Genomic DNA, 17,123 nt, shown 5'->3' on the forward strand with positions numbered 1-17,123 from the left:
CACAATAACAACAACCTTCATTTCACAAGGATTATGCAGTGTTAGGTAAGTTATTCGCATTTCTCAATCCAGCGCCCAAAAAAGCGGGGCCCCAATTTTTAAACCTGGCTGACAATGCTACTGGCCAGGAAGCTACGCCAGTAAAAAAGAAAAGCACTAAACCGCAGTTAAGTGCCATCGAAATTCTGGAGCGCAAATACGGTGAGATGACTCAAGCGGAAATTGCTGAAACCAGTGAATTCATGGATAAAAAGGATTTTCGCTTTTACGATTATTTGCTGGGCGCCTCTGAAAGTACCCGTGAAGTGAATGCCCTGGAAAAGAAAATCCTGGTTGATACCAATAAGATGTTAAGTCGACCTGAGGTAATGGTGCAGCACTTACCCCAATTGCCGCAATCCATTACCCAGTTAAAGTCGATGCTGGACAATCAGAACTTTAAACTGGATGAGTTTTCTGAGATTGTAAAGCGCGAACCCGCCTTAGCCAGCCATATGGTAAAAGTGGCTAACAGCCCAATGTATAATCATTCGGGCAAAGAAATCGCCAACCTCGGCCACGCGTTTATGTTGATTGGTGCAGAGGGTGTGAAAGAACACATATTGATGCGTTTTTTCAAACAGCTGCTCAACATTCGCCCCATTTATTTTAAAATGTTTGGCGCTAAAATTTGGGATCACAGTTTGAGTACCGCTATGTTGGCCAAGAAAATCGCTGCCGCCAAAGGACTCAATCAGGAAACGGCGTATCTCAATGGCCTGGTGCACGATATTGGCAAAATCATGATTTTTCAACTCATGGTAAATGCCTTTCGCTCTGCTAGTCCTGACGAATCCCCCAATTCACTGGTGTTTAAAAAACTGCTCAACGATAAGTCCATGCAAATTAGTGTTATGGTGGTGAAAGAGTGGCAAATGCCGGAAGCGATAATCAACAGCGTCACCGACCTGGCATTGAGCCTGAAACGCCCGGTAAAAACCCAAATGGGGCGGGTATTGTACGAAGCTAATCTGGTAAGTGAACTGGTGATGATGCATGAAACTCAGCCTCTGGCACCAGAGCAGTATCTGGAGATCGGCAAAACAGCTAGTTTGAGTGATGCGGCCACCGATACCCTGTTCAAAAGCGTGGTGGCCGAGGGAAATTAGAGCATGAAGCGCTTTGATGAAGGAAATTTGGTCTAAATCAAACCTTAAACTGGCGAGCGACTTCGTTTAATGAACCCGAAATATGGGACAATGAGGTGGCCGCTTCTTTGGTTTCTTTACTGCTTTCAGTTACCTGTGTACTCGCTTCCTGGATCGCAACTATGCTATTGCGCATCGCTCCCGCATTAGTTTTCACTTCCTGGCCTAAAGAGGCCAGAGCGCTATTTTCATCACTTAACTGAATAACTGTTTGTTGTATCTCATCCAGAGAAGATACGGTATTTTCCGCCAACTCCACTGCCTCGGTAGCCTTGACTTTGTTGGAGTCCATAGAGGTTACGGTAGAGGTGATGGAGGAGACGATGGTTTCCAGTATTTTATTGATTTCGTGGGTGGAATCATGGGTTCTGCTGGCGAGTGTTCGCACTTCATCCGCCACGACAGCAAAGCCCCTACCGGACTCCCCTGCTCTGGCGGCTTCGATAGCCGCATTAAGTGCCAGTAAGTTGGTTTGTTCTGCGATTTCAGCTATAGTTTTTACCACTGAGCTCACTTGATCACCGGCATTTTTCAAGCTTAACAGCATTTCAGCTGACTTCTCTATATCTTGCGCCAGCGCGCTGATACTGGTGGAAGTATTACTAACGCTATTGGCACCGACATGCACCTGCTCGGCCCCCTTGAGTGCCACATCAGAAGCAGCCTCTGAGCGTCTTGCCGATTCTTCAATACAGGTTTCCAGACTGCTGATTTTATCTAATAATTCCCGGATATGTCGGGTAAATAGTTGCACCTGCTGTTCCGACACTTCAGCGGAGTGATTTAACTGCTTAACAGACCCCAGAAGCACGCCTGCTGATGTCTGGATCTCTTTGTTACCCAACCGAAATGCCACCAGTAACTCGTTAACACTGTTGGCCGCATCAGCCACTTCATCATCACTGGTCATTGAAACGTCTGTCGACAAATCGTGCTCAGCTACGATGCGGTCCAGCTGAGTAGATAGTGACTGCACAGGTTTAGCGATTTTCTTTTGGGCCATGGTGAAAGAACCCAACGTTATCGCCATGATTACTACTACCGAGGCAATGATTAAGGTACGCATAAAGGCGATTTCAGCACTTATACCATCAGAGGCAATTTCAGCGTTTTGCTCCGCTTTGCTCTTAACCTGCTCGAGTATGCGTTGTAAACCTTGCATGTTACTTTGAATGTCACCCAAGGCATCGCGCGCCGCATCCCAGTCGGTATTCGATGCCCCCATGATATTTTGCAATCGAGTTACGTCGGTCCATATTTTTTGTTTTTCCGCTTCCAACTGATTTAAGCTGGCAAGCCCGGCACGGCTAATCTCCCTGAGTGTGTTGTCGAGTGTTGTTTTTAGCTCATTAATTTGGCTTTGGAAGGTATTGAGTTCAATGGTTAAGCCATATAAACCAAATGAGGCCACTTGAACTTTGTTCAGCGCCCCAGAAGCGGCCTCTGCCGCACTTAAGGTTGGCAAAGTTTCCTGAACAAACGTTTCCTTTTGAGCAAAGATAATGGAGGACTCACGGTACATAGTGAAAGAGGTGAGCAGCACCACCACCACTATCCCAATGTAACCTAACATGACCTTTTTACTGATGGAGTTAAATAAATTCATTTGTGCGTCCGCTTGTGTCCTGCCGTTTTTTGATTAGGTGATATCTGGAACTTTTCCAGAGAAAATAAGATAGTCGTTTATCTTATCGCTTGTATTAAATGTTTCTTGAGCCTTGCTTTGTAGACCCGAGCTTCGAATTATTCATTGCGTCCTTGTTGTAATAAGGGCAAATCGTTATCAATGATCCGTTCGATAATGGCCAACATGGCATCTTTGTTAAAGGGCTTACTCACATGGTAAGTCATGCCAGCATCCCATGAAGCTTGTTTGTCAGATTCGTAGGCATTAGCCGTTAAGGCAACAATAGGGATAGCTAAGCCCATTTCAAATCGGATGATTTTACTGGCGGTTAAACCATCCATTTCTGGCATATTGATGTCCATAAAAATCATATCGTAATTGTGATTTTCCACCTGGATCACCGCCTTTTTGCCGTTTTCTACATGAGTAACGGAATGCCCTTCCGATTCCAGAATATGCACTGCGATCTGGGCGTTGATATCATTGTCTTCCGCCAACAATATTCTGAGTGCCTGTTTACTCTGCTGCTCTTTACCGCATAACCGGCCCATAGTGGAAATAAACATCTGTTCATTAATGGGCTTGTTGAAAACGGCGGCAAACTCACAGGAAATCTGATCTTTGTAGCGCCTCAAATCAGATGCAGCCGATACCAATACGACAGGAGGACAGTCTTCGTGATTGGTTTTAAGCTTGTGTACAAGCTGTATGCCATCCATTCCCGGCATGTGTAAATCCACTAAAATCACATTGTATTCTGACAGCTTGTGTTCCTGCTCCAAAAAGGCCTCTGCAGAGTTAAAGCTATCGCATACGATATTGCTCTGCTGTAACAATAACTCCAGGTAACAGCGGCTACTTTCAAGGTCGTCAATCACTGCAACTTTGGAACTAGTGGCAATCGGTTTTTGTCGCTTTATGGTGTGTTGATGGGTGGATTTGCTCAAGGGCAAGGTCACGGTAAATGCCGTGCCTTTTCCCGGCTGACTTTCTAACTCGATAGCGCCTTCCATCAAAGTGATCAACTCTTTACTAATGGCTAACCCCAGCCCGGTTCCACCAAACATGCGCGTGGTAGAACTATCTGCCTGCACGAATTTATCAAATACTTTGGCCTGCTGGTTTTTGGTCATACCTATGCCAGTATCGGTTACCACCAATTCCAGCAAGTAGCGCCCCTTAATAACCGTCACTTTTGCGGTGACCGTAATCTTGCCGCTTTCAGTGAACTTAATGGCATTGCTGATCAGATTGTTGAGGATCTGCGTAACTCTAACCCCGTCACCACACACCCAGTCAGGCATGGCCGAAAGTGGTGCATATTCAAAATCTAAGCCCTTTTTCTCACAGTGAATAGCCGCCGGTGCCAGGCAAGTATCCAATACCCGTGGTAGCTCAAAATCATTACTTTCCAGTTCAATCTTATTGGCTTCAATTTTTGAAATATCGAGAATATCGTTGATCAGGTGCAATAACTGATCACCGGAGGCTCGTGCTTTAGACAGAAAATCCAGACGTTTATTTTTGTCTTCTTCACTACTGGCAAGCTCTATCATGCCAAAGATACCATTGATGGGAGTGCGCAGCTCGTGGCTCATGGTAGCCAAAAATTGCGACTTTGCCTTACTGGCCTGTTCGGCGAGCAGTTGCAGACGCTGGGCTTTTTGCTTTTCCTGCTCAATTTCTTTTACCGCATTGCTTACCCCATTTTCCATGGGCTTGAAGATGTAAAACAATTCCAATGCCAGGATAAATAAGGTAACCAACCACAACAGCAATTCAATACGTGTTATCAGTAGCAGCTTTTCATTGGATTCCAGCTCAAATTGACTCACCACCTCATTGAGACGCACCAGAAGTAATTCCGTTTTTTCCGAAGCAAAGACTTGCGGATTATAGCTTTGTCCATTGGCGGCTCGTCGTGCCTGAATAATGTAATCCAGCACCGTTTCATGGAGAGATAATGCAGATTCTTGTGCAAAATACAGAGAATACAGTTCAGAACTAAAATTCTTGCCCGGCTCTGGTTTACCTTCCTGTCCCAGCAAAAACCAATGGTTTTGTTCAAAGCGGTCCACAGCGGCTAAGAGCTTTGTTTTTGAGTTAGCAAGCTGACTCTCGCTCAAATTTTGGTGAATAAACGCCTGATTAATGTGCAGGGCAATCTTTTGCGAAAGCATTCGCTGCATACCGGCAATATTGATGATCTCAGCGTCGCCTTTTTGATTGGCCAACAACAACTGAATACCCGCGGCAGAAAGAGTCACTAACAAGGCAATCGCTGACAGCGCCAGCAAGTAACGTTTGCGGATCCCCTGTTGTATTTTTTGATTAAACTGCATCTTCCGTATCCCTGTTAGCGGCGAGTGTCTGGCGTCTCAGGATGCCAGTATTGTGTCAATAATTATCGCGCGGTAACTTTAAATCTATGTGAAAAGCTGAAAAGTGCCAAATTTAAGTACGTGTTTTACGCCCTCAGGATCTACCCATTGAATAGCTTTGTCTTGACGAATAGTTAATAATACCTGTGAGGTAAATATCTTTCGGTGGCGTATGCACGTCACTTCACTTTATTAACTTGATAGTTTGCACCTAACTATCGTTTTCAGGAATATTCATGATTCGACTTTTTACTGCATTATCCGCCTGCCTTTTGTTATCAGCTTGTGTTATCCACGTAGGTCCGGGCAGCTATCGCAACCCCAATGTTGGCGAAGACACGGTTTTTGGTGATATTCAGGTCCCCAGCGGTCAAACTGTGGGCAGTTTATCCAGTGTTAACGGCAGTATCAGCGTCAGTTTTGGTGCCAAGGCAGGCCATGTCAGCACGGTCAATGGCAGCATAGAGCTGGATGAAAAAGTCGAAGTGGATAGCATTACCTCGGTAAACGGCAGTATCAATGGCGGCAAAGATTTGCGAGTTCAGGGGGAAATAGAAACCGTAAACGGCACGATTCGCTTGGCTCAAAACAGCAGCGTACTGGGTGAGATAAATTCCACCAACGGCGATATCCTGCTCACGGGCGTAAAATTACAGAGCAATCTGATAACGATAAATGGCGATATCACAGTGAAGTCCGATAGTGTAATCGCTGGTAACATCGTGGTCAAAGGCAATAAAGGTTCAGACAACAACAATAATAAGCCACCGGTTATCACTTTGGCCCAGGAGGTTAACTTGATGGGTGCGATCCTGCTTGAGAGGCCTGCCACCATCAAATTAAGCAATCCCGAACATCAGGCCAAAGTGCAACGCTTGTACTTGAAATAACAGAGCTTGAATTACTATGCGTTGGGTTGGATTACAAAACAAGATTTTTGTGCTGGTGACCGGGTTATTCAGCCTGGTACTGGTAGTTACCCTGTTTAGTATCTACAACGCAGCAAGGAATCAGGCTGAGCAACAACTACAGCGTCAGTTTGATGTGGGTGAACGGGTGTTTAGTGAAAAGCTACAGCTGATCCAACAGCATCTGGACAGTAGTTTGAATACCATTGCCAAAGACTGGGCATTGCGCAAAGCCATAGGGGAAAAGCAAGATACTCGTTCTCTGGAAGCCATCATTGAAAACCATGCCCAGCGAGTAGATGCCAGCCTAATTTGGTTGTTTAAACCAGATCTAAGTTTAGTTGCGCAAACGGGAACCGTCACAGGCCTGGACTTCAAGCGCGAACAAGCTCAGTTTTTGCGTCAACAACAGGGGCTGAGATTGATGTCTTTTGGCGACACCCATTACATGATGGCAATGGCTCCCGTGCGTGCACCAAAGCTAATAGGCTGGTTAGTAACAGGCAAACAGATAGATTCACAGTTATTGCAGGATTTGCGCACGCTAACGTCGCTGCAAATGACGCTCGTTGCCATCGAAGAGGATGAGCTTTCCGGATTACTGTCCGCCAGTGATCACGAAGCGCAACTAACAGAGAATCTGATGTTTTCCCACATTACAGCTCAAAAATCTGTATCCGAAAGCTTACTCATTCAAACCATCGGTAACGCCAAGCTGGCGAGCCACCCCATCTTGCTGGGGGAAACCCTAAACCGACATTATTATTTACTGCTACACGATGATGCCGACGCCTTGTTAAAACCACTAAACGCCTTTTTTGTGGATGTTATTCCTTGGTTTGTTATCGGTATCTTATTGGCGGTATTAGGTTCACTGGCTATTGCCCGAGGTATTACCAGACCAGTCGCTACCCTTTTGGCCTTAGTAAAAAAAGTTGCAGGCGGTCAATACCATCAAAAAATTCCGATTTCAGACAGCGGTGAGTTGGGCGAACTGGCTAAAGAGTTTTCCCATATGCAAGTGGCCGTCATGGACCGAGAAAAAAAGATTACGGCTCAGGCACAAGAGCTTGCACGTGCCAGCCAGGCCAAGTATGAAGCCGCGATTGCACGCCAGGAACAACAAGTGGCTGAAGCCGCTAATCAAGCTAAAAGTCAATTCTTAGCCAATATGAGTCATGAGATTCGCACTCCTTTGAATTCCATCATCGGTTACTCTGAAATGCTTAACGATGAGCAATTGCAGCCGCAACAGAAAAACAGTGCGGCGCGCACTATCAATGTCTGTGGTCAACACCTGTTAAACATCATAAACAATGTTTTGGATGTTTCTAAGATTGAAGCCAATAAGGTTGAACTGGAATGGTTGAGTATTGACCTGGTGGCCTTTACTGAAGAAATCAAAACCATTGTGATGCAAGCTGCCAGTGCTAAAAACATTGAGGTTCAACTGTGCTATGAACTACCGCTACCAAGGGCATTTGTCGCCGACCCCACGCGGCTCAAACAAAGCCTGGTAAACCTGAGTAACAACGCCATTAAGTTCACTGAACAAGGCAGCGTTACCCTGAAAACCAGCTGGTTAAGAGCGCAACAACAAATCAGCTTTGATGTTATAGATACCGGCATCGGTATGACCAAAGAACAACAAAGCCGTTTGTTTTCAGCCTTTTCTCAAGCCGATCAAAGTACCACCAGACAACATGGTGGCACCGGGCTGGGTTTATACATTAGTAAAGAGTTTACTGAACTTATGGGCGGCGAAATCAAGGTGAGCAGCTCCCCAGGCAAAGGCAGCACCTTCAGTATTACTCTGCCCTATCGCGCCACTGAAAACGCTGAGCTAATAGAGCTTGAATCAAAGCTTATAGCGCTGCAAGACAGTGACAATGTTAGTCAGATCCAAGTGCCGCAATTACAAGGTGAGATATTGTGTGCTGATGACAATGCCGACAATCTCCGTTTGGCTGAGTATCTTATCGCAAAGACTGGTGCAAATCTCTGTACCGCAGTAAACGGTGAAGAGGCATTTAATAGCGCGATGGTAGAAGACTTTGATCTTATTCTGATGGATATGCAAATGCCTCACATGTCCGGCGTTGAGGCCACTGAAATACTGAAAAGTGCTGGCTGTGTGGCGCCGATAGTAATGCTTACCGCCAACGTAGACGCACAAAGCAAACAGGAAATTGACGCTTGTGGGGCCGATGGTTACTTCCCGAAACCCATCGACACACAGAAGTTTTATCAAATGCTGGCAAACTACCTCAAACCTGGAGATAGCGCCACAGAAGCCATCAATCAAATTGATGAAACCGAGTTGCAACAATTGCGCATGCAATTTATTGCCAGTCTGGCGAATTATAAAACCCAAATACACGGGGCAATGGCTCAATCAGATAACAAAGCACTGGCTTCCCTGTGCCATCAAATAAAGGGCAATGCCCCTATTTATGGTTTACAAAAACTTGCCGATTTAGCCAAACAAACAGAAACTGCGTTATTGCAAGCCGAAGATGCTCATACAGCAGAACAACTTGTCATACAGCTCATAAAGGAAATAGAGGTAATAGATGGATAAATACAAGTCACTATCTGTATTAATTGTGGATGATGTTGCCAACATGCGCAGCTTTCTCACTAGCTCCTTGCGTTCCATTGAGGTGCAAAACGTACGCGATGCATCGAGTGCTAAGGCAGGCATGCTGATGTATGAAGAAAAGCGTCCGGATATCTTATTTTTGGATTTGGATATGCCGGGAATCAGTGGCATGACGGCATTGCGTTCGCTGAAACAAAAAGATCCTTCGGCCTTTGTGGTAATTGTTAGTGGTGAGAGTCAGGTAGATAACGTTAAAGAGGCACTTAAGTTAGGTGCAAAAGGCTTTGTTGTTAAGCCTTATTCCATGCAAAAAATCATGGCAATGTTAGATAAGGCACTGGACGCAAAACAGAAAAGAATGAAACGATAAGAAACACTTTACTGTGGTGTTAGGTGAAGCATCGGAGTAGCATAAGCACAATCATTGTGGCAATGTTTCAATTGATATTCTGACAATGGCCGCAATCAATATCTCGACACAGAAAAAGGCATTTTTTTAATCTTATGAAGTACCCTCACTTTTTCCTGGCATCATTATTTTTCGCCGCCCCAATTACAACATATGCCTCCCCGGACTTAACCAAGCACTACCCAGAAGTCACTGAAACAGTATTCGCTAAATGCAAAGCTGATTTTGCTCAAAAAGCGCTGGCAACCGGAGTGACTAAGCAAACGGTGGATAGCGCTCTCGCTGCAGCGCAATTACAGCCCAATGTAATTAAATACGACCGCAATCAACCGGAATTTGTACGTACCTTCCCGGACTACCTGAGCAAGCGCGTAAACGACTGGCGTATCAACAAAGGTCGAGAGATGCTCAAACAACACAATACGCTGTTACAAAAACTAGCAACCCAATACGGTATTCCCGCCCATTACCTGGTGGCGTTTTGGGGACTGGAAACCAACTTTGGCCAGTACAAGGGAAAAATGCCCATAATCGGCTCACTGGCCACATTGGCCTGCGATGAAAGACGCGCCGAGTTTTTCACTAAAGAGTTGCTTAAGGCCCTACAACTGATAGACAAAGAAAGTATCGATCATCAACAAATGGTGGGTTCCTGGGCTGGCGCAATGGGTCATACTCAGTTTATGCCCAGTGCCTATCTGCAGTATGCGTTAGATGGTGACAACGATGGTAAAGCCGATTTGTGGAATAGCGTGCCCGACGCCCTGACATCGGCGGCTAACTTTCTCGATAACCTGGGTTGGCAACCGGGCTTTCGTTGGGGACGTGAGGTTCAGCTACCAGCAGAATTTGACTACACCTTAATCGGTCGTAGCACCAAAAAAACCCTGACTCAGTGGCAAGAGATGGGCATAGTAAAAGCGGATGGCAGTGCCTTAGGCAGTGCCGACATCATGGCCTCGTTGCTGTTACCCGCCGGCCATGAGGGACCTGCGTTCATTGTTTACGATAACTTTGCAGTCATCATGCGCTGGAACTTTTCAGAGTTTTACGCCATTGCGGTAGGCCACCTGGCGGATCGCCTGATCGGCGCCGGGAACCTTGTTCAGCCTCTACCAGAGCTACCCGTATATTCCATCAAAGATATGCAGGTTTTACAAACAAACCTCAATAATCTGGGATTTGATGTTGGAGAGCCTGATGGCATCTTAGGCCCAGCCACCCGAAGCGGCATTCAGAGCTTCCAACATGCTCACAATTTAGTAGCAGATGGTTTCCCTTCGCCGGGTGTTATTGAAAAAGTTCAGCAAATGGCTGGCGCACAGGTTCTGAACTAGGCTGAGATCTCGACCAAAGTATTAAGGAATGTCACTGGATATCAGCGCCGGATGCCATTAAGCTGGTATCAGTAGTTTTAATGGTTGCCGATATCGCGTGTACAAACTTTTCTGCTGGGTACTACTTTGCTGCTGCCAGGCGAGCCCGGCAGCACAACAGAACATCGAATTGGCGTTTGGCCAGACAGGCTATGATTTCACGCCATTAATCGAACAATTCCAGGCTGAAACAGGGATTAAAATCACTACTGCACCGCAGGAAAACTATGATTTAAAGGCCGAGCTGATAAAACGCAGCGGTAAAAAGCGCTTACCCGATGCCTTTATCGCACCTGCCGATTACACAACCATACAATCCATCAACCTGATCCCCCTGGACGATGATTGGCTGGTGCCAGAAATCTCCGCTGAGTCCCTGCAAACCGTTAGCCAAAACGGTAACATTGTGGCTGTGCCCATAATCTCAGGTAATCACCTGGTGATGTATTACAACCGCAGTGCCTTGGAAGCTCCCGCCAAGACCATGTCGGAATTATTGCAGCAACGTCAAACATTACCTGACAATATGCGCTTAATTAGCTGGTCATTTAATGGCATGTATTTTCTCATTCCCTTTTTAAGTAGCTTTGACGCTTTACCTATCCAAGGTGAGCGACTGCGTATGGGGACACCCATGATGGCCAAGGCGATTGAATACTATTGGCGGTTACCAGAACGCGGCTTAGCGCAGCCCACTTGTAGTCATGACTGTTACCCTCAGCAATTTAAAGAAGGCAAATTTGCTTACGTGATTGATGGAGTATGGAATTTTCAGCAATACCAGCAAGCTTTAAGAGATGACTTGGGTATCGCTCTACTGCCTGCGATCAATGGTCAACCCATGCGACCTTATTTTAGTGCTCATGTATTGGCAATCATCGCTAAACAATATTCCAAGGCGCAATTACAAGCGCTGCAACAATTTGCCAGATTCTTACAATCAGTAGACGCGCAGAAATTTATGTGGGATTCCGCCAGAGCTATTCCCTCTAACAATGAGGCTTTAAAGGGAATCGTTGCCTCTTCTGACGATAATACCCGGATGTTGATTAGACAACTGCAGAATGCCAATCCAATTCCTAACTCACCGCATATGTCGGTGGTTTGGGAAGCGATGTCTAAAGGATTTAACCGCTATGGTGCGCAATTAATGAGTGCAGAGGAATCTGCGCAACTCATGCAGCACCTGGCCGAACGAACCATAGCACACCAGCGATGAATCAACCGCAGCTGCCATCCTATCACCACACCTTGTTGCGCTATGTGGCAGTGTTTATCTGTATCCCGGTGCTGGTTTTGTTTAGCTTTATTTACATTAATTTGTTTAATGAGAACCTGGAGAACGCGCAAACCAAAATAACGCAACACGGTGGCGCAATAACTTCAGAGATCCGCGCTAAACTCTCAGAATTGCGCAATCAGGTATACAAAGTGGCTGGTAATCGCGCGGTATCAGAAGTCCCCATTAATATCCTCTATTCACAGAACGCGCAATATACCCTGGAGCAGCTGGTAGAAACTAATACACTGGTGAGTTCGGCATTTATTCAGGACGATGAGGGTTTTGTCATCGAAGGTTGGCCTATCGCTGCGTTAGGCATGCGCTCTGGCGCACTGAAAACCAATACCAAGGCAGCGATGCTAAGTTCCAGAGAACGCGCCGAAGCTCAGCTATTTTGGATGCTTCCCGAACAATACACTACCGGCCCGGTTACCAACAATAGCCCCCAGAAAACACAACATAATAGTCACCTGCTTATTTATGCACTACCTCTATTTGCTGAAACGGACTCCATCATCACCCCCTATATAGCTACCGGGACACTTAATGTGGTGCTGGATTTAGAGCAACTCAGTCGGCATCAGTCACACACAGAAGAGACGGATAAACACAATCTGGAGTTAGTGGCCAATGGTTTTGTTCTATTCGAAAAAGCAGCTTTAGGCCTCGAGGATATCATGGCGCAAAGCTTCGATACCCAATTACTGGTGCAGCATAGTACCGGGCAAGTCCCACTAGAAATGACCCTGCAATACGACCGCGAAAAGCTGACTTCTGATTTCTGGTGGCAAACTTCAGTTCAGGTTGCACCTCTCCTGCTATTTATTCCAATCATGGTGTGGGGCCTGTATCGCTTTACCCGAAACTTTAATCAACCCGTTAACCAGATGGTTGAGATGTGTCGTCAGCTGGTGTCGGGCAATTATAACGTCGCTCCGCAATCAGCTAATTACAGAGAGTTTGATCTGCTGTTTCGTCGTCTGGATACCATGGCACAGACCATCTCAGAGCAAATTAAATCATTGGAGTCTGCCAGAAGTCGTGCAGAGCAGTCTGAACGCATAAAAACCCAGTTTCTTGCCAACATGAGTCACGAGATAAGAACGCCCATGAATGGCGTGCTTGGCATGTTGCAGCTCATGGAAGCAGGACAACTCACGGATGAACAAAAAGAACGCCTGAATATTGCTAAAACTTCCGCGCAGAATTTACTACAAATCATCAATGACATATTGGATATTTCAAAAATTGAAGCCAACAAGATCACCATTGAACACATCCCTTGCAATGTTGCTCAATTAGTTCAAGTTCAAACCGATAACATGCAAGCTCAAGCGGAGAAGCAAAAGAATGTGCTAAGAGCATTAATTAAACCGCCATTTCACTGCGATTGGCTGACAGATCCTACGCGTTTAAGCCAAATATTGACTAATCTGCTATCCAATGCGTTGAAGTTTACCAAGGGTGGCAAAGTGATGGTGGTTCTAGCGCAACCAGAAGACAATTGCTTTGAGATAACCGTGAAAGACACTGGCATTGGCATCGCTCAGGACAAACTCGCCACGTTATTTCAACCATTTCAACAAGCCGACAGCTCTACCACTCGAGAATACGGTGGAACAGGGCTAGGTCTGAGTATTAGTAAAAACCTTTGTGAGCTAATGGGGGGCGACCTAAAGGTGTTTAGCGAACCGGGTAAAGGCTCAACATTTGTTGTCACCATTGCTGCAGAACCCATTCAAGGCGACAGTGAACATCAAGATATACAAGTCAGCGAAGCCCACGAGACGATAGTTACCAGTGACAATCAGCTCAACAAGTCAAAAAAAGTGGCTGTGATTGCTGAGGATAATGAAATCAATCAAGAAGTATTAAAGGCGATGTTGCAAGGCTTTGATTTGGAATTGCATCTTGCCAGCAACGGCCGAGATGCCGTCGCACTTGTGGAATTTTTGAATCCGGATATTGTATTGATGGATGTGCACATGCCTCACATGGATGGTGTAACCGCCACGAAAACCATTCGTGAGCGCGGACATACCATGCCGATTATTATGCAAACCGCCAATGTCATGACGGAAGATGTAAAACACTACCTTGCAATGGGGGCTAACGATATTGTGGCTAAGCCAATTGTACAAAAGCAGCTCGCTGACGCATTAAATAAATGGCTGTAAGCCAAGCAATGTCGTTATCGCCGTTCTTTGTCAGGGTGCGATTAGCTTCTCACTTTGAGCCTCAGCGGTACTAAGCACGCGTATTTGAGCCGCTTCTTCTTCCTGCCCATTAATATCAAATTCAACTTGATTGTTAAATCTGGTACTCACTGGCGCAGCTAGCGGCATGTCCTCGCTGTTTAGACCAAATTTGATTCTATCAATTTCCAGATCTGATGAGCGCAAAACATACTGCATTTGATTGCCGGGACGACGCACTGCTACATCGGCTTTACCATCGCCATCATAGTCTGCCACGATGGGGATATCGTAACGATTAAGCCCAAAACGAACTTGCACGATCTTTCCATCAGTGGAACGCAATATATACCACTTAAACTCAGAGGGACGTCTTACCGCCAGATCAGTAATGCCATCACCATCGAAGTCGGCAGGAACCGCGATATCTTCATCTTGTAACCCGAATTGATAACGCAATATATCTCCAGAGAGACTGCTCAAGATATACCAAAATTTATTGGCATTTCTTCGCACCGCAATATCTGCTTTGCCATCACCATCGTAGTCTGCAGGAATTGGAATATCATCAGCCTGCAAGCCAAAATTGTAACGCACCACCCTGTCATCGGAAGATTGTCGGATAAACCACTCTTGCGAAGACGGTCTGCGAACAGCAAAATCGGTGATCCCGTCGCCATCAAAATCCGCCGGCACAGGGATATCCTCTTCCTGCAATCCAAAATTAACACGCATTAAATCTGCACCTGATGAAGGACGCACGTACCAGATTTTGTTAGAAGCACGCCTGACTGCCACATCCGCGATACCATCACCATCAAAATCACCGCTGACAGAAACATCGTCAGGATCCCGCCCTAGCTCGATGCGCTGTATTTCGTCATCAGAAGAGTTTTTAATATACTGCAGCGCATTACTGCTTCGTCGTACGCCTATATCGGCCTTGCCGTCACCATCGTAATCATAAGCCACGAAGCTGCGAATACTGGTGCAACCAGAGGACATTGTGCTATCCAAAGGTGCACAGTCTAATTCATCTAAGATACCATCATTATCATTATCCGGATCCTGATTATTACCAATTGTATCATTGTCGGAATCCTCATATTCAGAGGCGTCGTAGGGAAAGGCATCTTGCTCATCAGGCACGCCATCGGCATCAATATCACCGATGTTTGAAGCATCGAATGGCAGCGCATCAGCAATATCGTCAATACCGTCATTATCATCGTCGCTATCACGCAAATTACTCAGTCCATCAGCGTCGAAGTCCTCTTGGTCATTATCGAGTTCAACGCAGTCTCCGTGCAGATACAGTTGTTCAATTTGCCAACTCTCCAACACTGCTTGGTCCTGACAGCTTAAATTGGTGACGAAAAACTGTAAAAATACCAGTTGCTCGCTCAGGTGGGCGATGTCTGTAACATCCTCGACTTCTGAATAACGAAAATCCAGCGCAATAACCTCGCGCAGATTTTTGAATACTGCGAGCGAGGGATCCTCGGTATGATTAACAGAAACAAATTGCAATCTCGGAAAGCTTTCCATGCCCTGTAGACTTTCAACATCAGCCCCAGGACAATTTAGCCGTTCAACCTCTTCATTACTAACCCATCCTTGACTTTCAACAGCGTCCTCCAAGAGACACTCCTGAATAGCATCGTCAAGCATCTCTACTGCATTTATCACAGGCAAGGTAACTGCTTCGTTGTGGATTAACGACACACGTCTGGCGACGTTATTTAAGGCTCTGACTGCATCAGCCCCCGACTCTCCAGCTTCACCACAGGGAGAAGTTCCGAGACAGGTCAAATCTGGTGAGGAAAAAAATGGAACCGCAACCGCATCGCCGAAGGCCTGTGAGTAAGCCATAACAGTACTAAAACCGTCATCAACACCATAGCCACGTCCCCAGCTGAACACCGTACCTTCGCCATCTTGTTCGGCAGCGTGATCCAGACCAAGGTTGTGACCAATTTCATGGCCTAAAGTATCAGAGCTACACAATTGCGTATTGCCGCTTTCAAAGCGAGTATTGGCAGCGACCACATTGAAGCCAAAACGATAGCTAAATACCTGTTGCGGATCGCCATTTAACCAGCTTTTGCCGCATAAACCGGAGGGTAATTCATGGACTAAAACACTGACAATATCCGCGCCGGAGTCCAGACGTGCTTGCCAGACCTCTTGCAACAGTTCTTCTTCGATGGTGCCATAAGTACTATCATCTGCCCTGCTTTTCGCTAGATTATCCAGTATTTCATCAGCGCTGTATTGCTCAAGAGGCACAGTAATTTGAGCGGCGGCTTGTAATTCGATATTGATACCACTGGCCGTTAATATTTCGTTATTAATTACCAGTAATTGCTCAATATACTCTTCAACGGAAATTTGATTCTCTTCCAGTTCATCGCTGGTAACGAACAGCACTTTTAACACTGCTGGGCCTGCAGCGTCTTCGCTATTAAGCTCCTTTGCCAAAACAGGATTTTTTCGTGGCATAAATAATGGCAGGACAGAAGCTTGCGGGCTTTTTTTAGTATCAGAAACGTCAGCAGCCCAACGCATTTCTTTTTGTAAGGTGTTGTCGTGAAGTTTCCACAGGCCATTTGGCGTAGGAAGCCATGCAGAAATTCCTGATGCGGAGATAAAGAGTTTTCCGTCGGGTAAGGTTTGCGCCGAGTCTTGGGTGAGCGTCCAGGTTGTGCTGGCTGTGGATTCGTCCTTATGGGAAACCCGTACTGTATGCTCTCCCTCGGGTGTCAGAATCTTGTACAGTTGTCCCTCAGTGATCCTGGTTAACAATTCAACATCCAAAGTGACACTAGCAGCTAATGGGCCGCGTTTTTTCTGCGTGTCAGATTCAGAAGACGTTGAGAGAAGGGAACGGTTCTCTTGCCACTGGTTCTGTTTAAGCGCAATGATTCGCCACAGACTATCCGGTTCACCTTGCAGTGCCCAAACACTACTACTGTAAACTGCGCAAATCCAGATTGTTACAAGAATATATTTAATCGACATTGCCTAAGTCATTACGGGTTTTAATAAGGAACGTCCGAATACTGAAAATTATTCCATATTATACTGACTTAGGGTGTTTTTTCACCAAGTAAAAAAGTTTGATGACAAGTTCAGAAAAATGAAAAAAGCGCTGAG

Annotated in this window: 10 protein-coding genes; 7 read left to right on the top strand and 3 right to left on the bottom strand. The window is 45.9% G+C overall.

Features of this window, described 5'->3' with window-relative positions:
• Positions 1-38: 38 nt before the first annotated feature.
• Entirely contained in the window at positions 39-1,148 is a 1,110-nt protein-coding gene (locus AABA75_RS14600) for an HDOD domain-containing protein (RefSeq protein ID WP_338293345.1), read from the top strand.
• A 37-nt stretch (positions 1,149-1,185) separates the two neighbouring features.
• Here the strand turns inward: AABA75_RS14600 and AABA75_RS14605 are convergent, their stop codons facing one another.
• Together AABA75_RS14605 and AABA75_RS14610 are read right to left on the bottom strand one after the other, a co-directional pair.
• Positions 1,186-2,793, bottom strand: coding sequence for a methyl-accepting chemotaxis protein (locus AABA75_RS14605; protein WP_338293347.1), 1,608 nt, complete (start codon positions 2,791-2,793; stop codon positions 1,186-1,188).
• Positions 2,794-2,930: 137 nt separating this feature from the next.
• A complete protein-coding gene (locus AABA75_RS14610) occupies positions 2,931-5,156 on the bottom strand; it encodes a response regulator (protein WP_338293349.1) in 2,226 nt (741 codons plus the stop codon).
• A 275-nt stretch (positions 5,157-5,431) separates the two neighbouring features.
• Here AABA75_RS14610 and AABA75_RS14615 point away from each other — a divergent pair, with 275 nt between their 5' ends.
• The 6 genes from AABA75_RS14615 to AABA75_RS14640 all read left to right on the top strand — a co-directional run bounded on the left by AABA75_RS14615 (position 5,432) and on the right by AABA75_RS14640 (position 13,949).
• The gene (locus tag AABA75_RS14615; protein WP_338293350.1) at positions 5,432-6,085 is read left to right on the top strand and encodes a polymer-forming cytoskeletal protein; all 654 of its coding nucleotides are present in this window, start codon (positions 5,432-5,434) and stop codon (positions 6,083-6,085) included.
• 16 nt (positions 6,086-6,101) lie between these two features.
• A complete protein-coding gene (locus tag AABA75_RS14620; RefSeq protein WP_338293351.1) occupies positions 6,102-8,684 on the top strand; it encodes an ATP-binding protein in 2,583 nt (860 codons plus the stop codon).
• Positions 8,677-9,075, top strand: a complete 399-nt coding sequence (locus tag AABA75_RS14625) for a response regulator (RefSeq protein ID WP_338293352.1) — start codon at positions 8,677-8,679, stop codon at positions 9,073-9,075. Before AABA75_RS14620 ends, AABA75_RS14625 begins: the two co-directional genes overlap by 8 nt.
• A 134-nt stretch (positions 9,076-9,209) precedes the next feature.
• Positions 9,210-10,451, top strand: coding sequence for a lytic murein transglycosylase (locus tag AABA75_RS14630; RefSeq protein WP_338293353.1), 1,242 nt, complete (start codon positions 9,210-9,212; stop codon positions 10,449-10,451).
• 97 nt (positions 10,452-10,548) lie between these two features.
• The gene (locus tag AABA75_RS14635) at positions 10,549-11,709 is read left to right on the top strand and encodes a sugar ABC transporter substrate-binding protein (protein ID WP_338293354.1); all 1,161 of its coding nucleotides are present in this window, start codon (positions 10,549-10,551) and stop codon (positions 11,707-11,709) included.
• The gene (locus AABA75_RS14640) at positions 11,706-13,949 is read left to right on the top strand and encodes an ATP-binding protein (RefSeq protein WP_338293355.1); all 2,244 of its coding nucleotides are present in this window, start codon (positions 11,706-11,708) and stop codon (positions 13,947-13,949) included. The genes AABA75_RS14635 and AABA75_RS14640 overlap by 4 nt, the downstream gene beginning before the upstream one ends.
• Positions 13,950-13,979: 30 nt before the next feature.
• On the opposite strand, the gene AABA75_RS14645 is transcribed toward AABA75_RS14640, so the two are convergent.
• Complete coding sequence (locus AABA75_RS14645) at positions 13,980-16,988, bottom strand: FG-GAP-like repeat-containing protein (protein ID WP_338293356.1); 3,009 nt, start codon at positions 16,986-16,988, stop codon at positions 13,980-13,982.
• Between the last annotated feature and the right edge of the window lie 135 nt (positions 16,989-17,123).

Source organism: Planctobacterium marinum (assembly GCF_036322805.1).
Classification (GTDB): domain Bacteria; phylum Pseudomonadota; class Gammaproteobacteria; order Enterobacterales; family Alteromonadaceae; genus Planctobacterium; species Planctobacterium marinum_A.

Bases quoted from the DNA above. Each gene is read 5' to 3' on its own strand.
- AABA75_RS14625 (WP_338293352.1), top strand. From the start codon at position 8,677: ATGGATAAATACAAGTCACTATCTGTATTAATTGTGGATGATGTTGCC.
- AABA75_RS14630 (WP_338293353.1), top strand. From the start codon at position 9,210: ATGAAGTACCCTCACTTTTTCCTGGCATCATTATTTTTCGCCGCCCCA.
- AABA75_RS14605 (WP_338293347.1), bottom strand. From the start codon at position 2,793: ATGAATTTATTTAACTCCATCAGTAAAAAGGTCATGTTAGGTTACATT.
- AABA75_RS14640 (WP_338293355.1), top strand. From the start codon at position 11,706: ATGAATCAACCGCAGCTGCCATCCTATCACCACACCTTGTTGCGCTAT.
- AABA75_RS14620 (WP_338293351.1), top strand. From the start codon at position 6,102: ATGCGTTGGGTTGGATTACAAAACAAGATTTTTGTGCTGGTGACCGGG.
- AABA75_RS14610 (WP_338293349.1), bottom strand. From the start codon at position 5,156: ATGCAGTTTAATCAAAAAATACAACAGGGGATCCGCAAACGTTACTTG.
- AABA75_RS14645 (WP_338293356.1), bottom strand. From the start codon at position 16,988: ATGTCGATTAAATATATTCTTGTAACAATCTGGATTTGCGCAGTTTAC.
- AABA75_RS14615 (WP_338293350.1), top strand. From the start codon at position 5,432: ATGATTCGACTTTTTACTGCATTATCCGCCTGCCTTTTGTTATCAGCT.